Genomic DNA, 23,553 nt, shown 5'->3' with positions numbered 1-23,553 from the left:
GCGCTACAATCAAAACATCACCTAACGTGCACCAGGTGCACATCATTGTTTAATTTGATGTTTATTGAGGCAGCATGGACCAAGACTCGTCGGCGGATTACAAAACGGTACGCGGTTTAAGCCGCGGCTTATTGTTATTAAATTTGTTAAATAAATTCGACGGAGGCGCGACGGTTGGCACCCTGGCCGAGTTTAGCGGCCTGCACCGCACCACCGTCAGGCGGCTACTGGAAACGCTACAGGATGAGGGATATGTGCGCCGCAGCCGCTCCGATGACAGCTTCCGATTGACGATTAAAGTGCGTCAGTTAAGTGAGGGATTTCGTGACGAACATTGGATTTCTGCCCTCGCCACGCCGCTGCTTGGCGAGCTGTTGCGGGAGGTTTTATGGCCTACCGATATCACGACTCTCGACGTCGATGCGATGGTCGTGCGCGAAACTACCCACCGCTTCAGCCGCCTCTCCTTCCACCGGGCGATGGTCGGCCGCCGACTGCCGCTGCTGCTGACCGCCTCCGGATTAACCTGGCTGGCCTTCGCCCCGGAGCATGAACGAAGCCCGATCGTTGAGATGCTGGCCGCCCGGCCGGAAGCGGAGTATCAGCTGGCGCGCGAGCCGGAGAAGCTGGCCGCCATCCTCGAACGCACCCGGCAAAACGGCTACGGTGAAAACTTTCGCGGCTGGCAGCAGGAGGAGAAAATCGCCTCCATTGCCGTCCCCATTCGCCGCCAGCTGCGGGTTATCGGCTGCCTGAACCTGGTGTATATGGCCCAGGCCATGACTATCGACCAGGCGGCGCAAAAGTACCTCGCCTCGTTGCAAAAGGTCGCCGGTCAGATTGAGGAACGGATGTCCGATGAAGAGGTTTTTTACGGATAGGCTGGTTCTGAAAGGAACCCAGGCCTGGCAGATATCTCCGGCAGGCCTGGCGCAGTTCCGGCTTCAGTAGCGAATTTCCGCCAGCTCGCGCAGCTGTTCCGGCGTCGCCACCGGCAGATTGAAGAAACGAAGGTAAGCGGGTATCATCTCAAACAGCATGTCGGTGCCGCGCTGTATGGGGCAGCCCGCCGCCCGCGCCGCCTGCAATAACGGGGTGAACTCCTGGGCCATGACCACTTCGCCGACAAAGGTGCCCGGCGTCAGGCGCTGCGGATCTAACGGCAGCGGATCGCCCTCTTTCATCCCCAGCGGCGTGGCGTTGACCACCAGATCGTGCCCCTGCGGATCGCGCCGCATCAGCGTAATATCCAGCCGAGGATAGTGCTGAAGCAGACGCCCGGCCAGCGCTTCAGCCGTCTGCGAACGGACGTCGTACAACGTCAGCGCGCTGACGCCCGCCGCCGCCAGCGAAGCGGCAATAGCCGAGCCGACGCCGCCGCTGCCCACCACCAGCGCCCGCGCCCCTCGCGTCTGGAAACCTTTACGTTTAATACCGAGGACAAAGCCTTCGCCGTCAAACATATCGCCGCTCAGCGTACCGTCGGCTTCGGCACGAATCGCGTTGCACGCCCCCGCTATCGCCGCCGTCGGGCTCAGACGCTGCACCAGCCCGCAGGTGGCGATTTTGTGCGGCATGGTGACCAGCGCGCCAATAATATTGGTCATCTTAAACAGCATCGGCACAAAGGCGGCATAATCCTCGGGCTTCACGCCCATCGGCACCACTTTGGCGTCAACCTGCTGATGAACCAGCCACGGGTTGTAAATCATCGGCGCTTTAAACTTCGCGGTCGGGTAGCCAAGATGCGCTATCAGCCGCGTATTTCCACTAATCACCATTTACTGCTCCTTTTGCTACTGCGCTACTGCGAAAGTTCGATACGTTTAACATCGCCGAGAATAAACAGATAGGCCGCTACGCCCAGCAGCGCGGCGCCGCCGATATAAATCAGCGCGTAAAAGAAGTTGCCGGAGGCCGCAACGATAAAACCGATAATCAGCGGCGTCAGGATCCCGGCAAGGTTAGCGCAGAAGTTAAACAGGCCGCCGGTCAGTCCGCCAAGGCCCTTCGGCGCGATATCGGAGATTAACGTCCAGCCCAGTCCAACCATCCCCTGACCAAAGAAGGCGAACGACATCACCAGGATCACCGCCAGATCGCTGGTCAGCCAGTTGGCGGCGATAATGGTGCTCGCCATCAGCAGACCGGCGATAATCGGCAGCTTACGCCCGAGGTTTGCCGAGCCGGTGGCCTTCAGCAGCTTATCCGAGACCCAGCCGCCGAACATGACGCCGCCCGCCGCCGCGAGAAACGGCATGATGGCGAAGAAGCCGACTTTGATCCACGGCATATGGCGCTCGGTGGCCAGATAGGTCGGGAACCAGGTGAGGAAGAAGACCAGCACCGTATTACCGGCGAACTGCCCGATGCTGGCGCCGAGGATCTGCCGTTTAGCCAGCAGCTGGCGAACCAGCGGCCAGCTAAAGGCGGTATGCTGCTCCGCGCCGGTGGACATTCCGCCACCGTTGATAATGTGCTCGCGCTCCAGCTGATTGAGATGTTTATCCTCATGCGGCTCGCGGTAGCAGCGCCACCACACCAGCGCAAACAACACCCCGGCGGCGCCGACGCTAATAAACAGCGCTCGCCAGCCGAAGCTGCCCATTATCCAGAACAGCAGCGGCGCAAAGCAGGCCAGCCCGAGATATTCGCCGACGGTATAGACCGCCGTCGCCTTGGCGCGCTCCTGCTGCGGAAACCAGGCGCTCACTACCCGGCTGTTTACCGGGAAACAGGGTGCTTCGCTGACGCCGAGGCCAAAGCGGCACAGCAGCAGACTTTTCAGGCCAACCGCCATGCCGTGGAACAGGGTGAATAACGACCACAGGGTCAGCGCCAGAAAATAGGTGACTTTATTACCAAAGCGGTCAAGGAAGATGCCGCCGGGGATCTGCGCCAGCGCGTAGGTCCAGGCGAAGGCGGAGAATACGATGCCCATCATCGCGGCATCAATCCCCAGCTCTGCGGTCAGCTGCGGCGCGGCGATACCCAGCACCGTGCGGTCGAGATAGTTGATCATGGTGCCGACCGCCAGCAGCGCAAGGATACCGATACGCCGCCGGGAAGGCCGCGCGCCGGACGCGGAGGCCGCCGTCGTCTGATTATGGCTATAAGAGTTCATAGTCGTTTCCTGTCATAGGGTACAGCCGGATGTTGTTATTGTGTTTGCGACGTTGGGTTGTGAACCATCTGCTACATTACTAGGTGTACTGCATTGCTGACAAGCGTACAGCTGCATTTACAGCACCATAAAGTGCGTAACCGTTGCGCCGCTCGGTCAATTCAAAGAAAAAGCGTCCGGCAGAAAATGGGCGGGTATAAAGATGCAGGAACTCCCCGCCGTCTCCATCGCGGTCATAAAGAATCTGATGATTCTTCAAAAGGTTAACCTGAGCGTCTTCGCCAAAACGGGCCAGCAGATCGTCATAATAGTTCGCCGGGATGGGCAGCGCCTCGACCGCAATCTGCGGCAGGCTGGCGAGCGTGGCGGGTAAATCGCGGCAGGCAAACGCCGCGTGCTGTAAACCGGCGCCCTGATAACAGGCGACCGAACGGGCAATTTGCGTGGCGCGGCTTTGCGAAATATTGAGCGCGAGGCGAATGTCGCCCTGCGGACTGCGTACCGCCAGGCTGCGCACCAGCCCGTACGGATCGGGTAGCGTTTGTTCATGCTCGAGGATAAAGCCGAAAACGCTGCGGAAAAAAATGATCCAGTTATCGCGGCTGTCCGCTTCCATGCCGAGAGCCAGATGATCGATACCCTGATAATCGTCGCGCGGCGTGAGGTTCGCGCGCAGATGAAAATCGCGGGTATAGATGTCATCCCCCACCTCAATCAGATAAATAAGGCTGCCGTCCGGCGCGCAAACCGCCGGGATCGGGCTTTCATTCGGCCCGGCATCGCCCTGCCAGGTGGCGTAGCCGTATGCGCGGGCGCGTTCCACGATCGCCGCGCTCTGGCTGACGCGCAGCGCCATGGCGCAGAGGGAAACCCCGTGACGCTGGTGAAAATGGTCGGCCCAGCTGTGCGGCTGGGCGTTGACTACCACCCGCGCCCCGCCGTTGCGCCAGAGGGAGACCCGTTTTGAGCGATGGCTCCCCTCCTCGGCAAAGCCGAGCTGCGCCAGCGTTTGTCCGAGCTCGCCCGCCTGCGCCGGCGCGGCGGCAAACTCGATAAACTCCAGCCCGGCGTAGAGGGGCAGTTCAACGGGAGCAAAAAGCGGCGCCCGGCTTTCCGGTAGCCGCTGACGGACCTGCTCTTCCAGCCACAGCAGCGAGCGATAGCCATCTTTCGCCGTCGCACCGTTGGGCGACGCCCGGAAGCTGTCGTTGAAAATTTCCAGCGACCAGGGACCGCGATAGCCGCAGCGGGTAAGATCGCAGGCAAAATCCACCAGCGGCAGCTGCCCCTGAGCGGGAAAGCAGCGGAAGTGCCGGCTCCACTCCAGAATATCCATTTTCATCAGCGGCGCATCGGCCATCTGCACAAAGGTGATTTTCTCCGGCGGTACTTCCCCTAGCCGCTGCAGCGTGTCGCCGCGCGCCAGCACGTGGAAGCTATCGAGCACAATGCCCAGCGCCGGACTGTTGACGCTTTTGACCCGTGACCAGGCCTGATGCCAACGGTTGACGTGGGTGCCCCAGGCCAGCGCCTCGTAGCCGATGCGGATTTGTTCCTGCTCCGCCAGTTCAGCCAGGGCGCGCAAATCCGCGATCTGCAGCTCGACGTCGGCGGAACAGTCCGGCTGAACGTTGCTGCACAGCAGCATAGTGTCGCAGCCCAGCTCATGCATAAGCGCAAATTTGCGCCTGGCGCGTTCCATATTGGCGGCGAACTGGCTGCGGCTGGCGCCTTCAAAATCACGAAACGGTTGAAAAAGCGTGATTTTTAGCCCTAAATCTGCCGCCAGGTGGCGGATATCAGCCGGGGTACCGGTATAATAGAGCAGATCGTTTTCGAAGATTTCGACGCCCTGATAGCCTGCCGCCGCGATGGCATGGAGCTTTTCGGGTAAGGTACCGGAGATCGAGACGGTGGCGATGGAGCGCAACATAGTGTCCTCGGGTCATTGGCTGAGGTAATGACCTGAATATGTATCATTTGGTTCAATCGCGCCATGGTTGGTTGCTAAATTGTGATCAATATGTGTATTTTTTGCATCTCAAGAAAAGGAGCCGTTATGTCCGTCGTTGCTCATGATGAAGCGCAGTCTCTGAAAGAGCGGATCTTCGCCGCCGCCATTACCGTTTTCGCCGAGCATGGACTGTCGGGGGCGCGGATGGAGCAAATCGCCACCGAAGCGCAGACCACCAAACGCATGGTGGTCTATTACTTCAAGACCAAAGAGCAGCTTTATCAGGCCGTGCTGCAGCACGTCTACGCAAGGATCCGCGAAACCGAGCAGCAGCTTGGGCTGGAAAACGTGCCGCCGGTCGAGGCGCTGGTGCAGCTGGTGAAGTGGAGCGTGCGCTATCACGCCACCCACGCCGACTATATGCGGGTCATCTGTATGGAAAACATGCAGCGCGGGAAGTGGCTGAAAAGCTCGGGCCAGCTGAAACCGCTAAACCGCACCGCCCTGTCGATTCTGGAAGATATTCTTCAGCGCGGTCAGCGGCAAGGCGTGTTTCAGGCGGGGCTGGAAGCGCGCGATGTGCATCGATTGATCAGCAGCTTTAGCTTCTATCAGGTGTCGAACTTTTATACCTTTAGCAGCCTGTACCTGGACGATCCGATGCCGGCGATCGATGATGAGGCCATGGTCGCCCACCACTGCGATATAGCGGTAAAAGCGGTGATCCGCTTCGTGATTTCCTGAAGCGCGCGGGTAGTGCCCTGAGGCGGCTAGCTTCCGGAAAGCGCGTGGACCACCTTCTCCATCGCTTCCTGCGTCAGGGCGGAACGTTTGACCTTTGGGTTCGCGAGGGCGGTACGCACCACGCCGGCGATAACGATATGCTTCGGCTCCTGGCCCAGGTCGCGCATCTCCAGCACGACTTTACCGACCACCCGGCACATTTCCTGATACAACGCCTCATCTTTGGCTGTGTTTCCCATCGTATTCCGCTCTCAAATTTTCATTATCTATCAAATCATTATTGATATATTTCCCGCTTAAAGCAAACCAGCGCGCCGTTTTCGCCTCAGAGACCGCTTTTCCCGGCCAAACTTGTGAATAAACCCGCGTTTCCACCCTCTTTATCTTGTCAGGTGATGAAAAAATGTGTTGCGCATAAGCATAGGATTAGTTTGCATTTTGTTAAGTATGTAACTATAGAAATGAAACATGGTTTTCATTTTCTTTTTTGGATTGGGCAACGTATAATGCCCAACAAATTCTTATTGAATGGTTTCAGCGCATTGGATTGCATGACTAAACGCATAACACGTTGCCTCTTTTCATGGGCTGAACCGCCAGCACACATTCTTCTGCACGCTCTTTTGTTGTCACCTATCCTTAGAGCGTGGCATAGCAACTTTCGTAATACAGGTTTAACTCTGCGGCAGTGCGCCCACGGAGTCAGATTCCCCATCCCTATCCTTCACAACTTAAAGATTAAACTGTCATGAAAAAGACCAAAATTGTTTGCACCATCGGTCCGAAAACCGAATCCGAAGAGATGTTGACCAAAATGCTGGACGCGGGCATGAACGTTATGCGTCTGAACTTCTCTCACGGTGACTATGCGGAACACGGTCAGCGCATCCAGAATCTGCGCAATGTGATGAGTAAAACCGGTAAGAAAGCGGCAATCCTGCTGGACACCAAAGGTCCGGAAATCCGTACCATTAAGCTGGAAGGCGGCAACGACGTCTCCCTGAAAGCGGGCCAGACCTTCACCTTCACCACCGATAAATCCGTTGTCGGTAATAACGAAATCGTTGCGGTGACCTATGAAGGCTTCACCAGCGACCTGAGCGTTGGCAACACGGTACTGGTTGACGATGGTCTGATCGGTATGGAAGTGACCGCTATCGAAGGCAACAAAGTTGTTTGTAAAGTGCTGAACAACGGCGACCTCGGCGAGAACAAAGGCGTTAACCTGCCGGGCGTATCTATCGCGCTGCCGGCGCTGGCTGAAAAAGACAAACAGGATCTGATCTTCGGTTGCGAACAGGGCGTTGACTTTGTTGCGGCATCCTTTATCCGTAAGCGTTCTGACGTTGTTGAAATCCGTGAGCACCTGAAAGCCCACGGCGGCGAGAAGATCCAGATCATCTCCAAAATCGAAAACCAGGAAGGCCTGAACAACTTCGACGAAATCCTCGAAGCCTCTGACGGCATCATGGTAGCCCGTGGCGACCTGGGCGTTGAAATCCCGGTTGAAGAAGTTATCTTCGCGCAGAAGATGATGATCGAGAAATGTATCCGCGCGCGTAAAGTCGTTATCACCGCGACCCAGATGCTGGATTCCATGATCAAAAACCCGCGTCCGACCCGTGCGGAAGCAGGCGACGTGGCCAACGCCATCCTCGACGGCACCGACGCAGTTATGCTGTCCGGCGAATCCGCGAAAGGTAAATACCCGCTGGAAGCGGTCACCATCATGGCGACCATCTGCGAACGTACCGACCGCGTCATGACCAGCCGTCTTGAGTACAACAACGACAACCGTAAGCTGCGCATCACCGAAGCGGTGTGCCGCGGTGCGGTAGAAACGGCTGAAAAACTGGAAGCGCCGCTGATCGTTGTGGCAACCCAGGGCGGTAAATCCGCGCGCGCCGTACGTAAATACTTCCCGGATGCCACTATCCTGGCGCTGACCACCAACGAAACCACCGCGCGTCAGTTGGTGCTGAGCAAAGGCGTTGTGGCGCAGCTGGTTGAAGATATCTCCTCTACCGATGCGTTCTACATCCAGGGTAAAGAACTGGCGCTGCAGAGCGGCCTGGCGCGTAAAGGCGACGTGGTTGTTATGGTTTCCGGCGCGTTAGTCCCGAGCGGAACCACCAATACCGCTTCCGTGCACGTGCTGTAATAATTTACAGGTTAATTAGTATTTCCTTTAAAAGCGCCTCTCGGGGCGCTTTTTTTTATTCCGGCACTAGCCGCTATTAATAAAAATGCAAATCGGAATTTACTATTTAACGCGAGATTATCTAAGATGAATCCGATGGAAGCGCGCTGTTTTCACTCGCCTTTTTAAAGTTACGTGATGATTTCGATGCTTCTTTGAGCGAACGATCAAAAATAAGCGTATTCAGGTAAAAAAATATTCTCATCACAAAAAAGTTTGTGTAATACTTGTAACGCTACATGGAGATTAACTCAATCTAGAGGGTATTAATAATGAATCGTACTAAACTGGTACTGGGCGCGGTAATCCTGGGTTCTACTCTGCTGGCTGGTTGCTCCAGCAATGCTAAAATCGATCAGCTGTCTTCTGACGTTCAGACTCTGAACGCTAAAGTTGACCAGCTGAGCAACGACGTGAACGCAATGCGTTCCGACGTTCAGGCTGCTAAAGATGACGCAGCTCGCGCTAACCAGCGTCTGGACAACGCAGCTACTAAATACCGTAAGTAATAGTATCTGTGTAATAAAAATGGCGCACATTGTGCGCCATTTTTTTTGTCTTCCGCATCCCCGCCTACTGCACGCTTTTCGCTTCATCCAGCGGCGTATTCTGTACCGACAGGCCCGACGCGGCGCTTTCACCCGCGGAGATCGCCACCGGATAGCCTGCTCGTCTGGTCAGCGCGCGTTTAAGCTGCGCCTCATCAACCGCTTTATCCCCCGCAAACTGATGAAACTCCGCCGGAAGCGTATAGGCCATGGTCTGCGCGTTGCTGCTCTCATCCGGCGTCAGCGGGCGATGAACTTCAACATAGCGCTTACCGTCCGGCTCCACGGCGAATTTGACCGGCTGGTTGATTATCCGCACCGGGGTGCCGCTTTTCACCTGATTGAATAACGCCTGGATGTCCGCCGCGTTCATGCGCATGCAGCCGGAGCTTACGCGCAGACCGACGCTGTCCGGCGCGCTGGTGCCATGAATAAGATATTCACCGTTGCCGTACGCCAGACGCAGCGCATAGCGACCTAGCGGGTTATTCGGCCCTGCGGGCACCACCGGCGGCAGTTTAATCCCCTTCTCCAGCGAGCGGGCGCGGATGCCCGCCGTCGGCGTCCAGGTGGGGTTCGGGATTTTCTGCCCGATACGGGTGGTCATCTCCGGCGTCTCCAGCCCCTGCTGACCAATCCCCAGGGGATAAACCTGCACCTGATTCATTCCCGGCGGGAAGTAGTAGAGGCGCAGTTCTGCCAGGTTGACGACGATGCCCTCACGCGGCACGTCCGGTAGCAGCATCTGCGAGGGTATCAGCACCTGTGTACCCGGTTTAGGCTGCACCGGCGCAATGGTATCGTTCGCTTCGAGGATCAGCATCGCCGCCGTATCAAAACGACGGGCAATCGCCTGCAGGTTGCGGTCGCCCTCCTGTACCGTCCAGAACTGGTTCTCACCAATCAGACGACTATTGGCAGGAGGAAGGGGGTAATCAACGGCCCAGGCTGCGTGTGACGCGCTGAGGGCGCTCAGAAGAGCCAGGGTGATAAGAGAAGCGCGTTTCATACTGAGATTCCTTCTTTCGCTGATAAAACGCCAGGCCTGTTATGCACGACGGGAGGCTAGCCTCCCGTCGTGCATAACAGAATGAAATCTACTGTTTTATTCTAGCTAAGATTTGCAGCTTTCGCGCGAATTGCGCGGATCATGGCTTCCAGTCCTTGCGAGCGCGAGGGGGTAAGATGCTGCGTCAAGGCCATTTTTTCAAACCACGGGCGCACGTCAAAAGCGGTGATATCCTTAGCCGTCATCTGGTCATAAAGGATAAATACCACCGCGATAAGTCCTTTCACGATGGCCGCGTCGCTGTCGCCGCGAAGCGCAATAGCCCCACCCGGCTCCTGCGCCATCACGATCCACACCTGACTCTGGCAGCCCTGAATGATGTTCTGTGCGCTGTGTTCCTCCGGGCTCAGCGGCGCCAGGCGCTGTCCCAGTTCAATAATATAGAGATATTTCTCTTCCCAGTTCGCGCAACGGCTAAAGTTGCGCAGCAGTTTGTCTCTGTCCGGTAACGCCGCCATAGTCACTTCCTTTAGCTTAATAATTTGTGGATCCGCTGCAGGCCCGCTACCAGCCGGTCCACCTCTTCCGTGGTATTGTACATCGCCAGCGATGCCCGGCACATGGCAGGGACGCCGTAGAACGCCATGAGCGGCATGGCGCAGTGGTGCCCGGTCCGCACCGCGATGCCGTAGTTATCCAGGAAGCTGCCGACATCGTAGGCATGATGTTTGCCGAGATTAAAGGCAATCACTCCCAGGCGATTTGGCGGGCCGTACAGGGTTAAATCCGCCACGCTCTCCAGCGCCTGCAGCGCGTAGCGCATCAGGGTTTGTTCATATTCCGCGATTTGCGTCAGCCCCAGCGCGCTGACGTAATCCAGCGCCGCGCCCAGTCCAATGATGCCGCCGGTATTCGGCGTTCCCGCCTCGAAGCGCCACGGCGCTTTTGCCCAGGTGGTGCCTTCCGTCAGGCTGACGGTGGCGATCATCGATCCGCCCCCTTCCCACGGCGGCATCGCCTGCAAAATGTCCTGTTTGACGTAGAGTACGCCGATCCCGGTGGGGCCATACAGCTTGTGCGCGGAGAAGGCGTAAAAATCGCAGTCCAGCGCCTGAACATCAACCGGATGGTGCATGACCGCCTGCGCGCCGTCCACCAGCACCTTCGCGCCATGCTGATGGGCTAAAGCGGCCAGGGCGGCGATCGGGTTTTCGGTTCCCAGCACGTTAGACACCTGGGTGATGGCCAGCAGGCGGGTGCGATCGTCAAACAGGCCGGGGATCGCATCCAGCTGCAGGGTACCGTCCTGATTCAGCGGGATCACCCTCAGCTGCGCGCCTACTCTGGCGCACAGCATCTGCCATGGCACAATATTAGCGTGATGTTCCATCGCGCTGACGATGATATTGTCGCCGGCGCCGACGTTGGCGTTCCCCCAGCTGTTGGCCACGAGGTTAATGCCTTCCGTGGTGCCGCGAACAAACACCACCTCTTCCGCCGAGCTGGCGTTGAGGAACGTCGCCGCCTGCTGGCGCACCTGCTCCATGCGCGCCGTGGCTTCCGCGCTGAGCGTATGAATGCCGCGATGCACCGCCGCATAGCCGTGGCGGTAAAATCCCGCCTCGGCGTTAATTACCGCTTCCGGCTTCTGCGCGCTGGCGGCGCTATCGAGATAGGCTAGCGGCTGGCCGTTCACCTCGCGGTGGAGTAGCGGAAAATCCGCGCGCACGCGTTGCACAGAAAATGTCATAGGTTACCTCCCGGCAGACGCTGGCCGATACGCGCCAGTATCTGCTGCCTGAGCGCCTCATCATCGATCGCTTCGGTGAGCTCGGCGGCAAAGGCGTAAAGAATCATCTGCTGCGCCGCCTGCTGCGTAATGCCGCGCGAGCGCAGATAAAACAGCTGTTCATCATCGATGCGCCCAATGGTCGCGCCGTGGCTGCACTTCACGTCATCAGCGTAAATCTCCAGCTGCGGTTTGGTATCCACTTCCGATAAGCGGCCAAGCAGCAGGTTGTTGTTGGTCATCTGGCCATCGGTTTTGATCGCATGCGGCGCGACGTTAATCAGGCCGTTAAACACCGCCCGCCCTTTGTCGTTGACGATGGTTTTATGCAGCTGGCGGCTGTTGCAGTATCCGACTTTATGATCGAGCCAGGTGCGGCTGTCGCAGACTTCGCCGTTGACCGGCATCGCCAGCGAGTTAATCCGCAGGTTGCTGTTTTCTCCGTTCAGCCGCGTGCTGGTGTGGTGGCGGAGCACCGCGCTCCCGAGGAGAAAACTGCTGCTGAAGGCGGAGCTGTCGCGCCCGAGCGCCAGGTCGTTGTGGGCAAAGTGGTAGCTTTGCGCATTCTCAAACGCCAGCTTGATATGCTGCAGGTGGGCGTTATCCGCCACGGTCATCGTCAGCCTTGCGCCGGTAAAGTGGCGCTGGTCGTTGAGGCTCAGATAGTGTTCGATGATGGTCGCCTGCGCGCCGCTCTCCAGCTCCAGATGATGGCGATAGTGGGCGGTATTCATTTCATCGCTCGCCAGTCCGCGCGTCAGGTGCATAATCAGCAGCGGTTTTTGCGGGCGCTGGTTGCGCCTGACCCGGATGTGGGTGACGGTGGTTGCCAGGCTTTCGGTCAAATGCAGAAAGACTTCGGGCTGAACGGCGTCAGGCAGATGCTGACGCTCGTTATCCACCTGCACTTCATAGCCGCTGGCGGCCAGATCGTCGCTCAGGTTGTCGCTAAACTGACCGTCGACAAACACCAGGCGCCATGCCTCCACCGTTAGCGCCTGCGCGTCTCGCTGGGCCGCCGTCAGCGCCTGCGGCTGAGCGGCGACAAAGGTCTGATTCAGTAACGCGTCCAGCGGCGTATATTTCCAGTTTTCATGTTTACGCGTCGGCAGGCCCAGCCGCAGCAGCTGTTGCAGATGCTGATGCGCCTGCGGGCTGCGCTGCCCGCTTTGCGACTCAAACAGATGGTGCCACTGCTGCAGCGCGTTACTGCTGTTCGGTAAGCCAGCCATAGCCCTGCTCCTCCAGTTGTTTGACCAGAGTAAAGTCGCCGGATTTGACGATCCGCCCCTGGTACAGCACGTGGACGTAATCCGGCTTGATATAGTCGAGAATGCGCTGATAGTGGGTGACGATAATAAACGCGCGCTTGCCGTCGCGCAGGGCGTTAACGCCGTCAGAGACAATCTTCAGCGCGTCGATATCCAGCCCGGAGTCGGACTCGTCGAGGATGCACAGCTCCGGTTCCAGTACCGCCATCTGCAGGATATCGTTGCGCTTTTTCTCGCCGCCGGAGAAGCCGACGTTAACCGAACGGGTCAGCAGATCCTCGGGCATTTTCAGCAGCTTAATTTTCTCTTCCATCAGGTCCTGGAAGTCAAAGCGGTCAAGCTGCTCCTGGCCGCGGTAGCGGCGCACGGCGTTGAGCGCGGTTTGCAGGAAAAACTGATTGCTGACGCCGGGAATTTCCACCGGATACTGGAAGGCCATAAAGATGCCTTCGCCGGCGCGATCCTCCGGGGCGAGCTCCAGCAGATCTTTGCCTTTAAACGCCACGCTACCGCCGGTCACTTCATAGTCTTCGCGTCCGGCCAGGGTGGCGGAGAGCGTACTTTTCCCGGAGCCGTTCGGCCCCATAATGGCGTGCACTTCGCCGGGGCGAACGTCCAGATTCAGTCCGCGCAGGATCTCTTTGTCTTCGACGGCGACCTGCAAATTTTTAATACTTAACATCTTATTTCCTTTGTTATCAGCCGACGCTGTGTTCAAGACTAATCGCCAGTAATTTCTGCGCTTCTACGGCAAACTCCAGCGGCAGCTCTGAGAAAACGTCCTTACAGAAACCGTTGACGATCATCGAAATCGCATCATCCTCGCTGATGCCGCGCTGCAGGCAGTAAAACAGCTGATCTTCGCCGATCCGCGACGTGGTCGCTTCATGCTCCAGCTGCGCGCTGTTGTTCCGGCATTCCACGTAAGGGAAGGTATGCGCCCCGCTGTCCGGACCAATCAGCATCGAATCACACTGGGTGAAGTTGCGCGCGTTGGTTGCGGTGGGCATAATTTTGACCAGCCCGCGATAGCTGTTCTGGCTGTGGCCGGCAGAAATCCCCTTCGAGATAATCGTCGAGCGGGTGTTTTTACCGATATGGATCATCTTGGTCCCCGTATCCGCCTGCTGATGGCCGCTGGTCAGCGCCACCGAGAAGAACTCGCCGATGGAGTTATCCCCGCGCAGAATACAGCTTGGATATTTCCAGGTGATCGCCGAGCCGGTTTCCGACTGGGTCCACGACATTTTGCTGTTCTCGCCCTCGCACAGCGCGCGCTTGGTGACGAAGTTAAGGATCCCGCCGGTGTTGTTGTCGCCGGGGAACCAGTTTTGCACCGTGGAGTACTTCACCTCGGCATCCTTATGAATGATCACTTCAACCACCGCCGCGTGCAGCTGGTAGCTATCGCGTACCGGCGCCGAGCAGCCTTCAATGTAGCTTACATAGCTGCCTTCGTCGGCGACCAGAATGGTGCGCTCGAACTGGCCGGTTTTTTCCGCGTTGATGCGGAAATAGGTCGACAGCTCCATCGGGCAGCGTACGCCTTTAGGAACATAGATAAAGGTCCCGTCGGAGGCCACCGCCGCGTTGAGGGCGGCAAAGAAGTTGTCGTTGCCCGGCACCACGGTGCCGAGGTATTTCTGCACCAGTTCCGGGTGCTCGTGGATCGCCTCGCCGAACGAACAGAAGATAATCCCCTGCTCCGCCAGCTTTTCGCGATAGGTGGTGGCGACGGAAACCGAGTCAAAAATGGCGTCGACCGCCACTTCCCGCCCCTCGCGCACCGGCACGCCGAGGAGATTGAACGCCTCTTCAACTTCATTGGTCAAAAACGCGCTGGAGCCCGTCTGCTGCAAAGCGCCAGGCTCAGAGGCGCAGGCGTCATCGCAGTTGCCGCAGGAGGGCGCCGAGTAATAGCTGTAATCCTGATAGTTCAGCTTGTCGTAGTGCGCCTTCAGCCAGTGCGGCTCTTCCATCGCCTGCCAGGCCTTAAACGCGTTTAGACGAAACTCCAGCATCCATTCCGGCTCATTGCGGCGCGCGGAAATCGCCCGAACCACCTCTTCGTTTATGCCTTTCGCCAGCTCATCGGTCTGCAGCTGCGTGAAAAAGCCTTCTTTATAGTTGAGTGGCCCGCCGCTCCAGGTTTTGACATCGTCGGTTGCTTCAGTATTACGAGACATAGTTACTCCGCCTGAACGCCAAAACTTTCGCCGCAGCCGCATTCGTGCTGGGCTTTTGGATTATGGAATTTGAAGATTTGATTTAAGCCTTCGCGAACGTAATCGAGTTCGGTGCCATCAATAAACGGCATGGCCTGCAGCGGCGCCCATAGCTTCGCGCCGTCGCGCTCAAAGAGCAGGTCGTCTTTCGCCGGTTCAGCGATTAATTCGAGAACGTAGCCAAAACCGGCGCAGCCGCTGGTTTTAACCCCCAGGCGCAGCCCCTGCATATCAGGCTGTTTGCGGACCAGATCGCGAATATGGGCGGCGGCGGCTGGAGTCATGACCAGCCCACGCCAGCTAAAATCTTCGGGATTGAAAGTTCCTGCATGTGAATTCATCGCTCTACCTCATAGGTTGACGCCATCGGGACATACCGCTATGTTAGTGATAATGATTATCACTTCAACCCATCCGAAGAAGGGGTATTCCCCCATCAGGCTCTTTTTATAAGCATAGACCCTGACAGGAGAGATATCGGAGATGGAATAAATTGTTCAATACTTTGATTAATAATGTATTTCATGGGGTGGAAGGCAGAAGTTGCTGGAAAATTAAAATATGCATCGAAAATACCTATTTTTGAGATAGATGATTTGCCTTGCATACAACCCGCCGTGGAAGGCAACAGACTTACCGTCGCCTATTACGGGTAGAAAAGTGGGAGCTTTACCGGCTATGAGGCCGAAAAGGCCTGACTAACGGCGGGAATAGAACGACGCAGCGTCACGACGATTCCATAAAAAAATACGTAACCGGCGTCGCGCTGACACGGTTGCCGGTTTAATTGTACTGTAGCGTCATGACCACAACGGCACTCACGCTGCCGGGCGTCGCGCCCCCTGACATCGATTTAACCGAGGCCTGCATGGCCAGGGTGGCGGTTCTGTCTGCCGCGATGTTGCGCATAATACTGGAACCCGTCCCCTTTAGCGCGCCGCTGCCCGCTTCGCTCATCGCGATCGCCACGTTTGTTGCGGTACCGCTATTCATATAATAGTCAGGGCCGGCAACCGGATCCGGGTTTCCGGTGAAGGAGGTCGTTACGCTGCGCGTTCCCGCCGGGCAGTTGGTAAACAGCAAATTAAAGGCCACCGGGTCGGAGGATGACCCTGGCGTAACCATATTTGTTGCCTGAATATCGCCAAGATTGACATTGAGGTTGCTATTTCCGCCATTAAATATACAGGGCGAGGCAACAATATTTCCCGTTACGCCTACGCTCACGCTGTCGGCAGAAAACGCTTTCCAGCACAGAAAAGCCAGAAGAAGCATTTTTTTGTGGGGTATTTTCATTTTTTCACCTGTTACTGGTACGTCAAATTCAGCGTGGCGGTCGCGTTTGCCGAGCCTGACTCAACGGACGTTAAGGTCTGGTAATAACGGGCCGTCAACGGCAGCGTTTCCTGGCCGCCCGCAGAGCGTTTTAATAACAGCGGGCTATTGATAGCCAACGGAGCGCCGTTATATAAAAGCTGGACTCCCACGCCTTTTGCCGTCCCGGCGCTGCCCTGCCCCGTTAATGCCATGACGCTGGTATCGGCAACGTCCGGATGCTGTACGCCGCTCAGCGATACATTAATATTGGTTCCGGCGCTGCAGCTTAATCCCAGATTCTGCGTATTCTGCGCGCCCGCAGGCGTGGTGCCGACGGCCGAGCCGAACGTTGCCGCTGAAATATCGCCAATCGGGAAGGTCAGCTGAGACGTCGTGATATTGCAGGCCAGCGCGTTAATGGTCCCATCGGTGAGTTTGGTGGTCAGGCCGTCACGGTAGACGCCGTCGCTGCCCTGTAGCGTCACCACGCCGATCGTTCCCGGCGTTAATGCGCCCGACGACACCTGGCCGGTGACCACCAGCTCAATTTTACCGCCCCACCACTCCACGTAGGAGGACTGCGCTTCATAAGAAAAGGTATTACTCGGGTTTTCAAAGTAATTCCCGGAAGAGAAGCGAATACCAATCCCCGCGACATTGGTGGCGTAAACATGATTACCGTAGCTACTCGGCGTCGCGCTAAGGTAGCGCATGCTAAACCCAAGCATTAATGGGTTGGTGCATCCGGTTAAATAAGAGCTGGTTATCGTCGCGTTACGAGAAAAAATAACCGTTCCGACCGGCGCATCACGCTGTACGGTAAGGGTTCCCACAGACAGCGTGGAGAGCTGCGGGATAATTGTCGTGCAGGTTCCGGCACGCGCGCTATTCCATCCGGCCATTAAGCCGAGCAAAATAACAGAATAAATCAATCTCATTTTTAACGTTCCTGATGACAACTGGCGCTAACTTCGGTTATTCCAGCGTAGGTTGATTGTTTCGGCAGGCTGAAATCAGCACGGCACTGTTGGCTGGACTGGCGGCCCCATGTTGCGACTATCGCCCCCTGTTCGGGCATTCCGCTTAAAAAAACCTGGCCGCGATCGCCGACGATAAAGCTGCTTTGATTACCATCAGCAAGCGTCACCACGGCGCCAAACGGCACAAAGTGGTTATTGTCCGTTAAGGTCATGAGTACCCGGCGCCCCACTTTTGCAAGGTAATCGGCCCTCACCACCGCGCCTCGCGTCGGCGTGACCGTATCGGTGTTGATCTCCAGCTCGACATCATCAGGCATACTTTGCGGGTCGAGCGTCAGGTCGTTTTTCCGATAGACGGAAATATTGCTGACCACCGTATATCCCCGGTAGTCGGTGCGCGCGCCGGGTTGATTGCGAATATTCACGCCGTACGCGCCGGGAGCTTTGATTAAGACGTTGGTTTCACCGAGCGGTTGAGAAAGCGTGATGCCGTCGGCGTGGGCGATAACGCCGCCCTGCAGACCATAATTAAGCCGCTCGCTATTTCTGTCGTAGCTATAGCCCGCCGTCACTTCGCCGTACGTGGCTTTATAGTCACCGTTCATATTGCCGATGTAACCCACGCCATTCGTACCGTAACCCTGCTGTACGTTCCAGTTCAGCGAGTTGTTTTCCAGCGCGACGCCGTTGATGCCGATGTTGTGCGTCGTTCCGTTATTCTTGCTGGCGTTCATGCCATAGCTGGCCCACGTTTGCGGGAGGAATTTCTCCAGCGGTACGCTGACGTTAAACGCCAACTGCTGGTCATGGTCGCTGTTTCGCCCGCGCCCGCCGTCGTATGACGCAGCGCTGCCATTTTTGCTGTACGTCCAGGTCAGGCCGTAGCTAATATTGCGCCAGTAGTTGTTGTATCCGACGCTCCAGGAAGCCATCGACCTGGCGGAATTCCAGTAGTCTTCCCGCGCCGCGCTGAGGGTAAGCGACCCCAGCTCACGACTCAGCGTCTGGCTCATCGTCAGCTCCGCGCGGTTGCGCCTGCGCTCCTGCAGCGCGCTGCTGTCGCCATATGAATCGAGGACTTCCTGCATCCCGTAATAGCCGCTGGTCGAATAGCGGTAGCCCGCAATGGAAAAGTGGGTCCCGGTCCCGGCGAAGTTTTTGCTATAACGCGCTCGCCAGGATTGGCCCTGTGATTTTTCCGTTTTATCCGGCGTTGACCAGCCCTGAGTAACGTCGGCGGAGATAGCGCCTAACGCTCCCATATTTTTGCCCACGCCAAAGGCAAGCGACTGGTATTTGCTTGACTCTTGCAGGCCGCCATAGAGGGTAATGCCGTGCTGCAGACCATAAATTGCGGTGGCTTGCCCGAAAGGGGTCTTATCCACGCTGCTGTTATAGGAGCGGTATTGCCCGCCGGTGATGGCGTATTTTAAGCGCCCTTCCCGCTGCAATACCGGCAGCGAGGCGTAGGGCAGTGTGAAGTGCTGTTCGCTGCCATCGGCTTCTTTAATCGTCACGTCGAGGTCGCCCGCGCCGCCGGTGGGATACATATCCCTAATCTCAAACGCCCCCGGCGCAACGTAGCTTTGGTAGATCTGATAGCCGTTCTGGCGCACCACGACCTGCGCATTGGTTCGAGCAATACCGCGCACCACGGGCGCATAGCCCTTAAGAGAATCCGGTAACATATCGTCATCTGACGCCAGCTGGCCACCGCGAAACGGCATACTGTCAAACACATCGGCAGGCGCGGAGCTGTCCCCGACGGTAAGCTGGCCTTTCAGCGGAATAATGGCGCGCTGTGCGTAGGTATACACGGTATCCCATTTATCCTGGCCGGAGGATTCCCGTGACCAGGTGGTGTAGTTGCGAAAACGCCACGGCCCGATATTGATACCCGGACGCAGGTTCGCATACTGGCTGTCGCTGCTGGCGCCTTGACCCGTTTTCGCCCAATTGTTTGCTCCGCTCAGGCTGTAATTGAGCATGGCCGCAGTAATCCCCTCATCCCACATTTCCGGCGGCACATAGCCCCTTGCCGGCAGGTCGATCGCCGCCTGGGGAATGCTGATGACCAGCCGCTGGGCGCCAAACTGAAAATCGGCGCTGGCCTGCGGAATCGCCTGGAGATTGGCGCAATCACTTTCTTCTACCGCCAACTGGGGAAAAAGATCGGTTTTCACGCCCCACTGTTTTAAGAGTTCAATGCTCAAACAGGGCTGTAATGCTTCACTACCGTCAGCGGTCTTTGCCATCGCAAATGGAATATCCCGGGTATCCATTAGCTGGTCATCAAGAATAATATCCACGTGGTATGTTCCCGGCGCCTGGGAGCCAGACTCGAAAGCCGATAAATCCGCTTTGCCCACCCCGGGGTTATCCAGTTCTACCAGCGCCGTATTAAACGAATCACTGGCATACAGCCCCTGTGAAATACCGGTAAACGCGAAGGCGATAAGCGTCGCCAGACGCGCAGGTCGCAATTTATTATTTTTTATTGACATCGCTATTAACCTATTTAACGCAGGACGGGCCATGTGTTCAGGGGTTACAAATTGGCTTGATGTGATGCTCCGGGGCTACCATAGTCATTAATGATTTTAAATGTCAGGGCATTACCGGCGGCCCCCTCCGGCAATGGGAACCGGGCTGTCGAAGCAGGCAAAACATACGACACCTGCGCCAGCGCTTTCCCGCCCACGCTAATTTCATTGAAGTTAATGACGTAAGGCGTTGGGTTATTCACCTGAAGTTCATCGCCGCTTCTTTGCCAGGTGAGCTTATTCGCCTGTTCTTCCGGCGTTGACCCACGAAGAGTGACGGGTCGGTAAATCAGTTTGATCCGCGTTTTCACGGCAATTTGCAGGGAGTTCATCTGCTTTGATGCCGAGGGAATTGCTTTAATATTCACCCAGAACAAGCTTTCTTGCGTTTGAGGCAGTGAACCTGTCGCGACAATTCGTTCAATATTTTTTTGTCCGCTATCCAGACGGTACAGCGGAGGCGTAATAATAAAAGGCGTTTTACCAGACCCCCCGTCTCGCTCATCTATCCATGATTGAATTAAATAAGGCGTCGTGTCAGGATTATTAACGCTGATGGAGGATTCTTTTTTCGCACCATCGAAAATGATCCGCGTGCCGCCAATAATAACTCCGGCGATAGCGCTCGCCTGCATCAGCGTTAATATTGTCATCGCCAGGCCAAATGTTCTGATAAAACGCATTGTATACCTCTTAAAACAAAGGGGCCGGGCCGGCCCCCTACTGATTACTGCAAAAAACTTAGTTATAAACTACGGAGAAGTTAGCGACCGAGTTAGCTGGACCGGCGACCACCGCCGCATTAGTCGATTGATACTGAGCATAAAAATTCAGCGTATTATCAGCGGTGCTGCTGAGAGTATAAGAATAACCGTTGCTGCCGTGCAGAGGCAGGTCGGCTTTATCCGCCGTCATTAGGTTAATTGCGACGCCGGTGGCAGCGCCAGGAACCGACGAATCAATTGCCAGCAGGCTGGAATTGCTTAAATCGGGGGTTCCATCGAAGCGCACTTTGGCATTGATAACAGTTGCCGGACAGTTTTTCAAAATAATATCGAATTTCGTCGCGGCGGTTCTGGAACCGGCTGCCGGGAATTCAGTTTTATAATAATCGCCCAACACCACGACCTGATTTTTAGACGCGACATCGACGTCGCAGGCGGCATCCAAAATATTGCCATTAAAATTAACGGTACCCGCTGCTGCGAAAGCATGACTCATAGATAATGCAGAACCTGCTGCAAGCATAGCAATAACAATTGTCTTTTTCATAACGCCATATCCTGTTTTACTTTATTGACATTCAGGCAAAATACTTAATGTCCGCATCTTGCCATTGCTTTAATATATTGCCGGGAACCAGTGGTATATCACTCACCACTGAAACGCTTTATTCAAACCGGATTACCCCTGCCGACGAGACAAAATTTATACAACTATTTTTCAGCACACAATCTATTTCGCGGTCTACCCGTAGACTCAAAGTTAACAAAAATAAAACAATTAAATTAAGGAACTCCTTAATCAAACGTCTCCCAGTCTATTTTTGGACCAAAACACAAAAACAATTAAATCAATTAGTTAAGAGAAAATTCATGATCGGTCTATTAATAGACCTGACGTAAACATTCCCTGAAATGATGTTTTTTAAGATAATTCCCAACATCGATCAAAAAACGATCGCATAAGTTAGTGAGGTATCTTATGAATACGCGAATTATTCCTGAACTCTGCAATGAGCCTGCTGAGGTTCTGAGTATAAAACCCTTTAAGCACATTGAAAGGTTAATCGATAATATTCTGCCGCATGCCGAGAGGCGAATTGTATCAAAAGGCGATATCGTCCATTATTACGATAATGAAGTTCGGCAGTGTTTTTTACTTATCCACGGCAGCGTTGCTTTGCATCGTCGTGGCGATGGTATTGTTTTAAACTCCGAGTCATCGCCCTTTCTTCTCGGCGTATGTAGCCAGTTTTCCTCCGAACGCCTGTATGTCAGAGTTCTGGAAACATCGGAAATCGCGGCCGTTTCGCTGGACTGTTTTAATCGCGTGGTGGCGCAGCAAAATCTATGGGAGCATTTTTCAAAGCTGCTGATCTATACCGCATCACGGGTCTATGAACATTGCGCCCAGATATCGCAAATGTCGGCCTACGATATCATCCGCTTTCAACTTGTTGAATTAATGCAAGAGCCCGAAGCTATCAGGAAAAATACCACCGCGGCGGCCTATATCAAAAGCCGAACCTATCTTTCCCGCAGCGGCGTGATGCGCATTCTGGCGGAGCTAAGAACGGGTAAATACATAACGATGGAACGCGGCGTACTGATCGACATCCACCACCTACCGCGGAAATACTGATTGTGCCATTAACTGCGGGGGTGGCAAGAGATAAGCGCAAGGTTATAATAAGTCCGATCCTCTTCAGGAATTTCTGACTATGTCATCGGCAAAGCAAGCATTTCGCGGCTCACCTTACGCACAGGAGTTTATTTCTCATTTACAGCCATACTGCACTCCGTACAGTACAGGGCGTGGTGAGCGATTTGACCTTCAGGTGAAGGGTCAAGGGATGTGTTATCTCATTCTTGAAGGGACAATAGCGTTATACCGCAGAAGTGACGATATGATGCTTTCCACTTCGCGCAGCCCCGCGATTTTCGGCCTCGCTAACCTGACGGACATTTACTTCAATGATTATTTTAAAACCGTCACGCCGTGCCTGATTGGCGTTCTTACCACCGATCGCGTCGAGGAAATTATTAAAGAGAAGGCGCTATGGGGATTACTTTCTAAACAGCTGATGTTTGTCTATAACCGCCTCTATCACAACGTCATGCCCCAGGGGGCGCCAACGGCCTACGAGATGATTCGCCAGCAGTTGCTCAGGCTAATGGAGGAAGAAGCGGATTATCGGCACAGCGTGACGGCTGAACGTTATATCCGGGAGAAAACCCAGCTTTCCCGTAGCGGCGTTATGCGCATTCTGGCCGATCTAAAAACCGGCGGCTTCATCGAAATGGAAGAGGGAAAACTGATAAAAATCAACAAGCTTCCTGCTAAGTACTGATTAACAGGATTGAGCGTGCGCTCTTCTCTCAATCCGGTCGCCAGCCCAATGCATTCATGAAACGAATTCTATTCGTTTTCATTATAAGTATTGTCGTTTCACAAAAATAAAGATTTATTCACTGCTGGCTGGCTCATGTAGAATGCGCTGCTAAATTTCCTTCATCTTTTAACGCAATGTCGCAACGGCGACCGTTCGGGAACCTGTGTAGTACTGAATTATGGAAATAGAAACAGATGTCATGTCGATGTGTATGGTCGTATTGTTAATTATTAGCGTTTTGCTCGATTAACCTCTTCCCTCGAAAAATCCGTGAGCCTCGCCGTCGCCGGACAGATCTTTATATTGATAAAGGAACAGGCCCTGGCCGACGTCGTACCGGGCCGGTGAGCGCATATTGGGTCAAGGATTCAGAGAGGCGATATTGCCCGGACAGGCATTGGCAGGATATTAAAAAGGCTGCCGACAATGGCGGCAGCCTCTTCACTTTATGGCATAGCTGATACGGTGCGCGAATTAGCTCCTGATCTTCCTGTAGATAAACAGGACCACCAGCGCGCCAATCACCGCCACGACAAAGCTGCCGAAATTAAAACCATCTACACGGCCAAAGCCGAAGAAAGTACTAATCCAACCCCCGACAACTGCACCGATGACACCGAGAATTACGGTAACGATAAATCCGCCACCGTCTTTCCCCGGCATAATCCACTTGGCTAAAATACCGGCAATAAGGCCAAAAATGATCCATGAAATGATACCCATAGCTAACTCCA

At 55.3% G+C, this 23,553-nt stretch carries 23 protein-coding genes; 6 read left to right on the top strand and 17 right to left on the bottom strand.

Features of this window, described 5'->3' with window-relative positions; translation table 11 throughout:
* The first annotated feature begins 74 nt into the window (after positions 1-74).
* Complete coding sequence (locus ACE3MN_RS11100) at positions 75-881, top strand: DNA-binding transcriptional regulator (protein WP_102649709.1); 807 nt, start codon at positions 75-77, stop codon at positions 879-881.
* A gap of 63 nt (positions 882-944) precedes the next feature.
* Here the strand turns inward: ACE3MN_RS11100 and ACE3MN_RS11095 are convergent, their stop codons facing one another.
* The 3 genes from ACE3MN_RS11095 to ACE3MN_RS11085 form a co-directional block, all read right to left on the bottom strand.
* The gene (locus ACE3MN_RS11095) at positions 945-1,781 is read right to left on the bottom strand and encodes a shikimate dehydrogenase (protein WP_024357904.1); all 837 of its coding nucleotides are present in this window, start codon (positions 1,779-1,781) and stop codon (positions 945-947) included.
* Positions 1,782-1,804: 23 nt separating this feature from the next.
* Positions 1,805-3,124 carry an MFS transporter gene (locus ACE3MN_RS11090; RefSeq protein WP_024357903.1) on the bottom strand — a complete coding sequence of 440 codons (1,320 nt, stop codon included), beginning with the start codon at positions 3,122-3,124 and terminating at the stop codon, positions 1,805-1,807.
* Positions 3,125-3,203: 79 nt separating this feature from the next.
* Positions 3,204-5,057 (bottom strand): bifunctional sugar phosphate isomerase/epimerase/4-hydroxyphenylpyruvate dioxygenase family protein, encoded by a 1,854-nt coding sequence (locus tag ACE3MN_RS11085; protein ID WP_024357902.1) that lies wholly within the window; start codon positions 5,055-5,057, stop codon positions 3,204-3,206.
* A gap of 126 nt (positions 5,058-5,183) precedes the next feature.
* Here ACE3MN_RS11085 and ACE3MN_RS11080 point away from each other — a divergent pair, with 126 nt between their 5' ends.
* Positions 5,184-5,822 carry a TetR/AcrR family transcriptional regulator gene (locus ACE3MN_RS11080; protein ID WP_004132404.1) on the top strand — a complete coding sequence of 213 codons (639 nt, stop codon included), beginning with the start codon at positions 5,184-5,186 and terminating at the stop codon, positions 5,820-5,822.
* Positions 5,823-5,848: 26 nt separating this feature from the next.
* Here the strand turns inward: ACE3MN_RS11080 and fumD are convergent, their stop codons facing one another.
* Positions 5,849-6,061 (bottom strand): fumarate hydratase FumD, encoded by a 213-nt coding sequence (gene fumD / locus ACE3MN_RS11075; RefSeq protein WP_004132406.1) that lies wholly within the window; start codon positions 6,059-6,061, stop codon positions 5,849-5,851.
* A gap of 509 nt (positions 6,062-6,570) precedes the next feature.
* Between fumD and pykF the strand changes: the two genes are divergently transcribed.
* Together pykF and lpp are read left to right on the top strand one after the other, a co-directional pair.
* Positions 6,571-7,983 (top strand): pyruvate kinase PykF, encoded by a 1,413-nt coding sequence (gene pykF, locus ACE3MN_RS11070; RefSeq protein WP_004119183.1) that lies wholly within the window; start codon positions 6,571-6,573, stop codon positions 7,981-7,983.
* Between the two features lie 311 nt (positions 7,984-8,294).
* Entirely contained in the window at positions 8,295-8,531 is a 237-nt protein-coding gene (gene lpp, locus ACE3MN_RS11065; protein WP_003029373.1) for a murein lipoprotein Lpp, read from the top strand.
* 64 nt (positions 8,532-8,595) lie between these two features.
* Here the strand turns inward: lpp and ACE3MN_RS11060 are convergent, their stop codons facing one another.
* The 12 genes from ACE3MN_RS11060 to ACE3MN_RS11005 form a co-directional block, all read right to left on the bottom strand.
* Positions 8,596-9,579 (bottom strand): L,D-transpeptidase family protein, encoded by a 984-nt coding sequence (locus tag ACE3MN_RS11060; RefSeq protein WP_049086017.1) that lies wholly within the window; start codon positions 9,577-9,579, stop codon positions 8,596-8,598.
* A gap of 101 nt (positions 9,580-9,680) precedes the next feature.
* Complete coding sequence (gene sufE / locus ACE3MN_RS11055) at positions 9,681-10,097, bottom strand: cysteine desulfuration protein SufE (protein ID WP_024357900.1); 417 nt, start codon at positions 10,095-10,097, stop codon at positions 9,681-9,683.
* Positions 10,098-10,108: 11 nt separating this feature from the next.
* Positions 10,109-11,329 (bottom strand): cysteine desulfurase SufS, encoded by a 1,221-nt coding sequence (gene sufS / locus ACE3MN_RS11050; RefSeq protein WP_064342828.1) that lies wholly within the window; start codon positions 11,327-11,329, stop codon positions 10,109-10,111.
* Positions 11,326-12,600, bottom strand: a complete 1,275-nt coding sequence (sufD, locus tag ACE3MN_RS11045; RefSeq protein WP_101867915.1) for a Fe-S cluster assembly protein SufD — start codon at positions 12,598-12,600, stop codon at positions 11,326-11,328. The genes sufS and sufD overlap by 4 nt, the downstream gene beginning before the upstream one ends.
* Entirely contained in the window at positions 12,575-13,321 is a 747-nt protein-coding gene (gene sufC, locus ACE3MN_RS11040) for a Fe-S cluster assembly ATPase SufC (protein WP_004132414.1), read from the bottom strand. Before sufC ends, sufD begins: the two co-directional genes overlap by 26 nt.
* Positions 13,322-13,337: 16 nt before the next feature.
* A complete protein-coding gene (gene sufB / locus ACE3MN_RS11035) occupies positions 13,338-14,825 on the bottom strand; it encodes a Fe-S cluster assembly protein SufB (protein WP_024357897.1) in 1,488 nt (495 codons plus the stop codon).
* A gap of 2 nt (positions 14,826-14,827) precedes the next feature.
* Positions 14,828-15,205 (bottom strand): Fe-S cluster assembly scaffold SufA, encoded by a 378-nt coding sequence (gene sufA, locus ACE3MN_RS11030; RefSeq protein WP_004119171.1) that lies wholly within the window; start codon positions 15,203-15,205, stop codon positions 14,828-14,830.
* A 442-nt stretch (positions 15,206-15,647) separates the two neighbouring features.
* The gene (locus tag ACE3MN_RS11025; RefSeq protein ID WP_064342829.1) at positions 15,648-16,160 is read right to left on the bottom strand and encodes a fimbrial protein; all 513 of its coding nucleotides are present in this window, start codon (positions 16,158-16,160) and stop codon (positions 15,648-15,650) included.
* An 11-nt stretch (positions 16,161-16,171) separates the two neighbouring features.
* Positions 16,172-17,119, bottom strand: a complete 948-nt coding sequence (locus ACE3MN_RS11020) for a fimbrial protein (protein ID WP_049130945.1) — start codon at positions 17,117-17,119, stop codon at positions 16,172-16,174.
* Between the two features lie 2 nt (positions 17,120-17,121).
* Positions 17,122-19,665 (bottom strand): fimbria/pilus outer membrane usher protein, encoded by a 2,544-nt coding sequence (locus ACE3MN_RS11015; protein WP_102649710.1) that lies wholly within the window; start codon positions 19,663-19,665, stop codon positions 17,122-17,124.
* Between the two features lie 44 nt (positions 19,666-19,709).
* Positions 19,710-20,387 (bottom strand): molecular chaperone, encoded by a 678-nt coding sequence (locus ACE3MN_RS11010; RefSeq protein ID WP_049088737.1) that lies wholly within the window; start codon positions 20,385-20,387, stop codon positions 19,710-19,712.
* Positions 20,388-20,445: 58 nt separating this feature from the next.
* Complete coding sequence (locus ACE3MN_RS11005) at positions 20,446-20,976, bottom strand: fimbrial protein (RefSeq protein WP_004132911.1); 531 nt, start codon at positions 20,974-20,976, stop codon at positions 20,446-20,448.
* A 432-nt stretch (positions 20,977-21,408) separates the two neighbouring features.
* On the opposite strand from ACE3MN_RS11005, the gene ACE3MN_RS11000 reads away from it, so the two are divergent.
* Together ACE3MN_RS11000 and ACE3MN_RS10995 are read left to right on the top strand one after the other, a co-directional pair.
* Entirely contained in the window at positions 21,409-22,068 is a 660-nt protein-coding gene (locus ACE3MN_RS11000) for a winged helix-turn-helix transcriptional regulator (RefSeq protein ID WP_004132909.1), read from the top strand.
* Positions 22,069-22,147: 79 nt separating this feature from the next.
* Positions 22,148-22,777, top strand: coding sequence for a helix-turn-helix domain-containing protein (locus tag ACE3MN_RS10995; RefSeq protein WP_004132907.1), 630 nt, complete (start codon positions 22,148-22,150; stop codon positions 22,775-22,777).
* Positions 22,778-23,293: 516 nt separating this feature from the next.
* Here ACE3MN_RS10995 and ACE3MN_RS10990 read toward each other — a convergent pair.
* Positions 23,294-23,542, bottom strand: a complete 249-nt coding sequence (locus tag ACE3MN_RS10990) for a GlsB/YeaQ/YmgE family stress response membrane protein (protein WP_004102935.1) — start codon at positions 23,540-23,542, stop codon at positions 23,294-23,296.
* Between the last annotated feature and the right edge of the window lie 11 nt (positions 23,543-23,553).

Origin of the sequence: Klebsiella grimontii (genome assembly GCF_042137965.1) — a bacterium.
Taxonomy (GTDB): Bacteria; Pseudomonadota; Gammaproteobacteria; order Enterobacterales; family Enterobacteriaceae; genus Klebsiella; species Klebsiella grimontii.
Note: the sequence above shows the minus strand (reverse complement) of the source record. Positions and strands in the feature narration are given on the sequence as shown.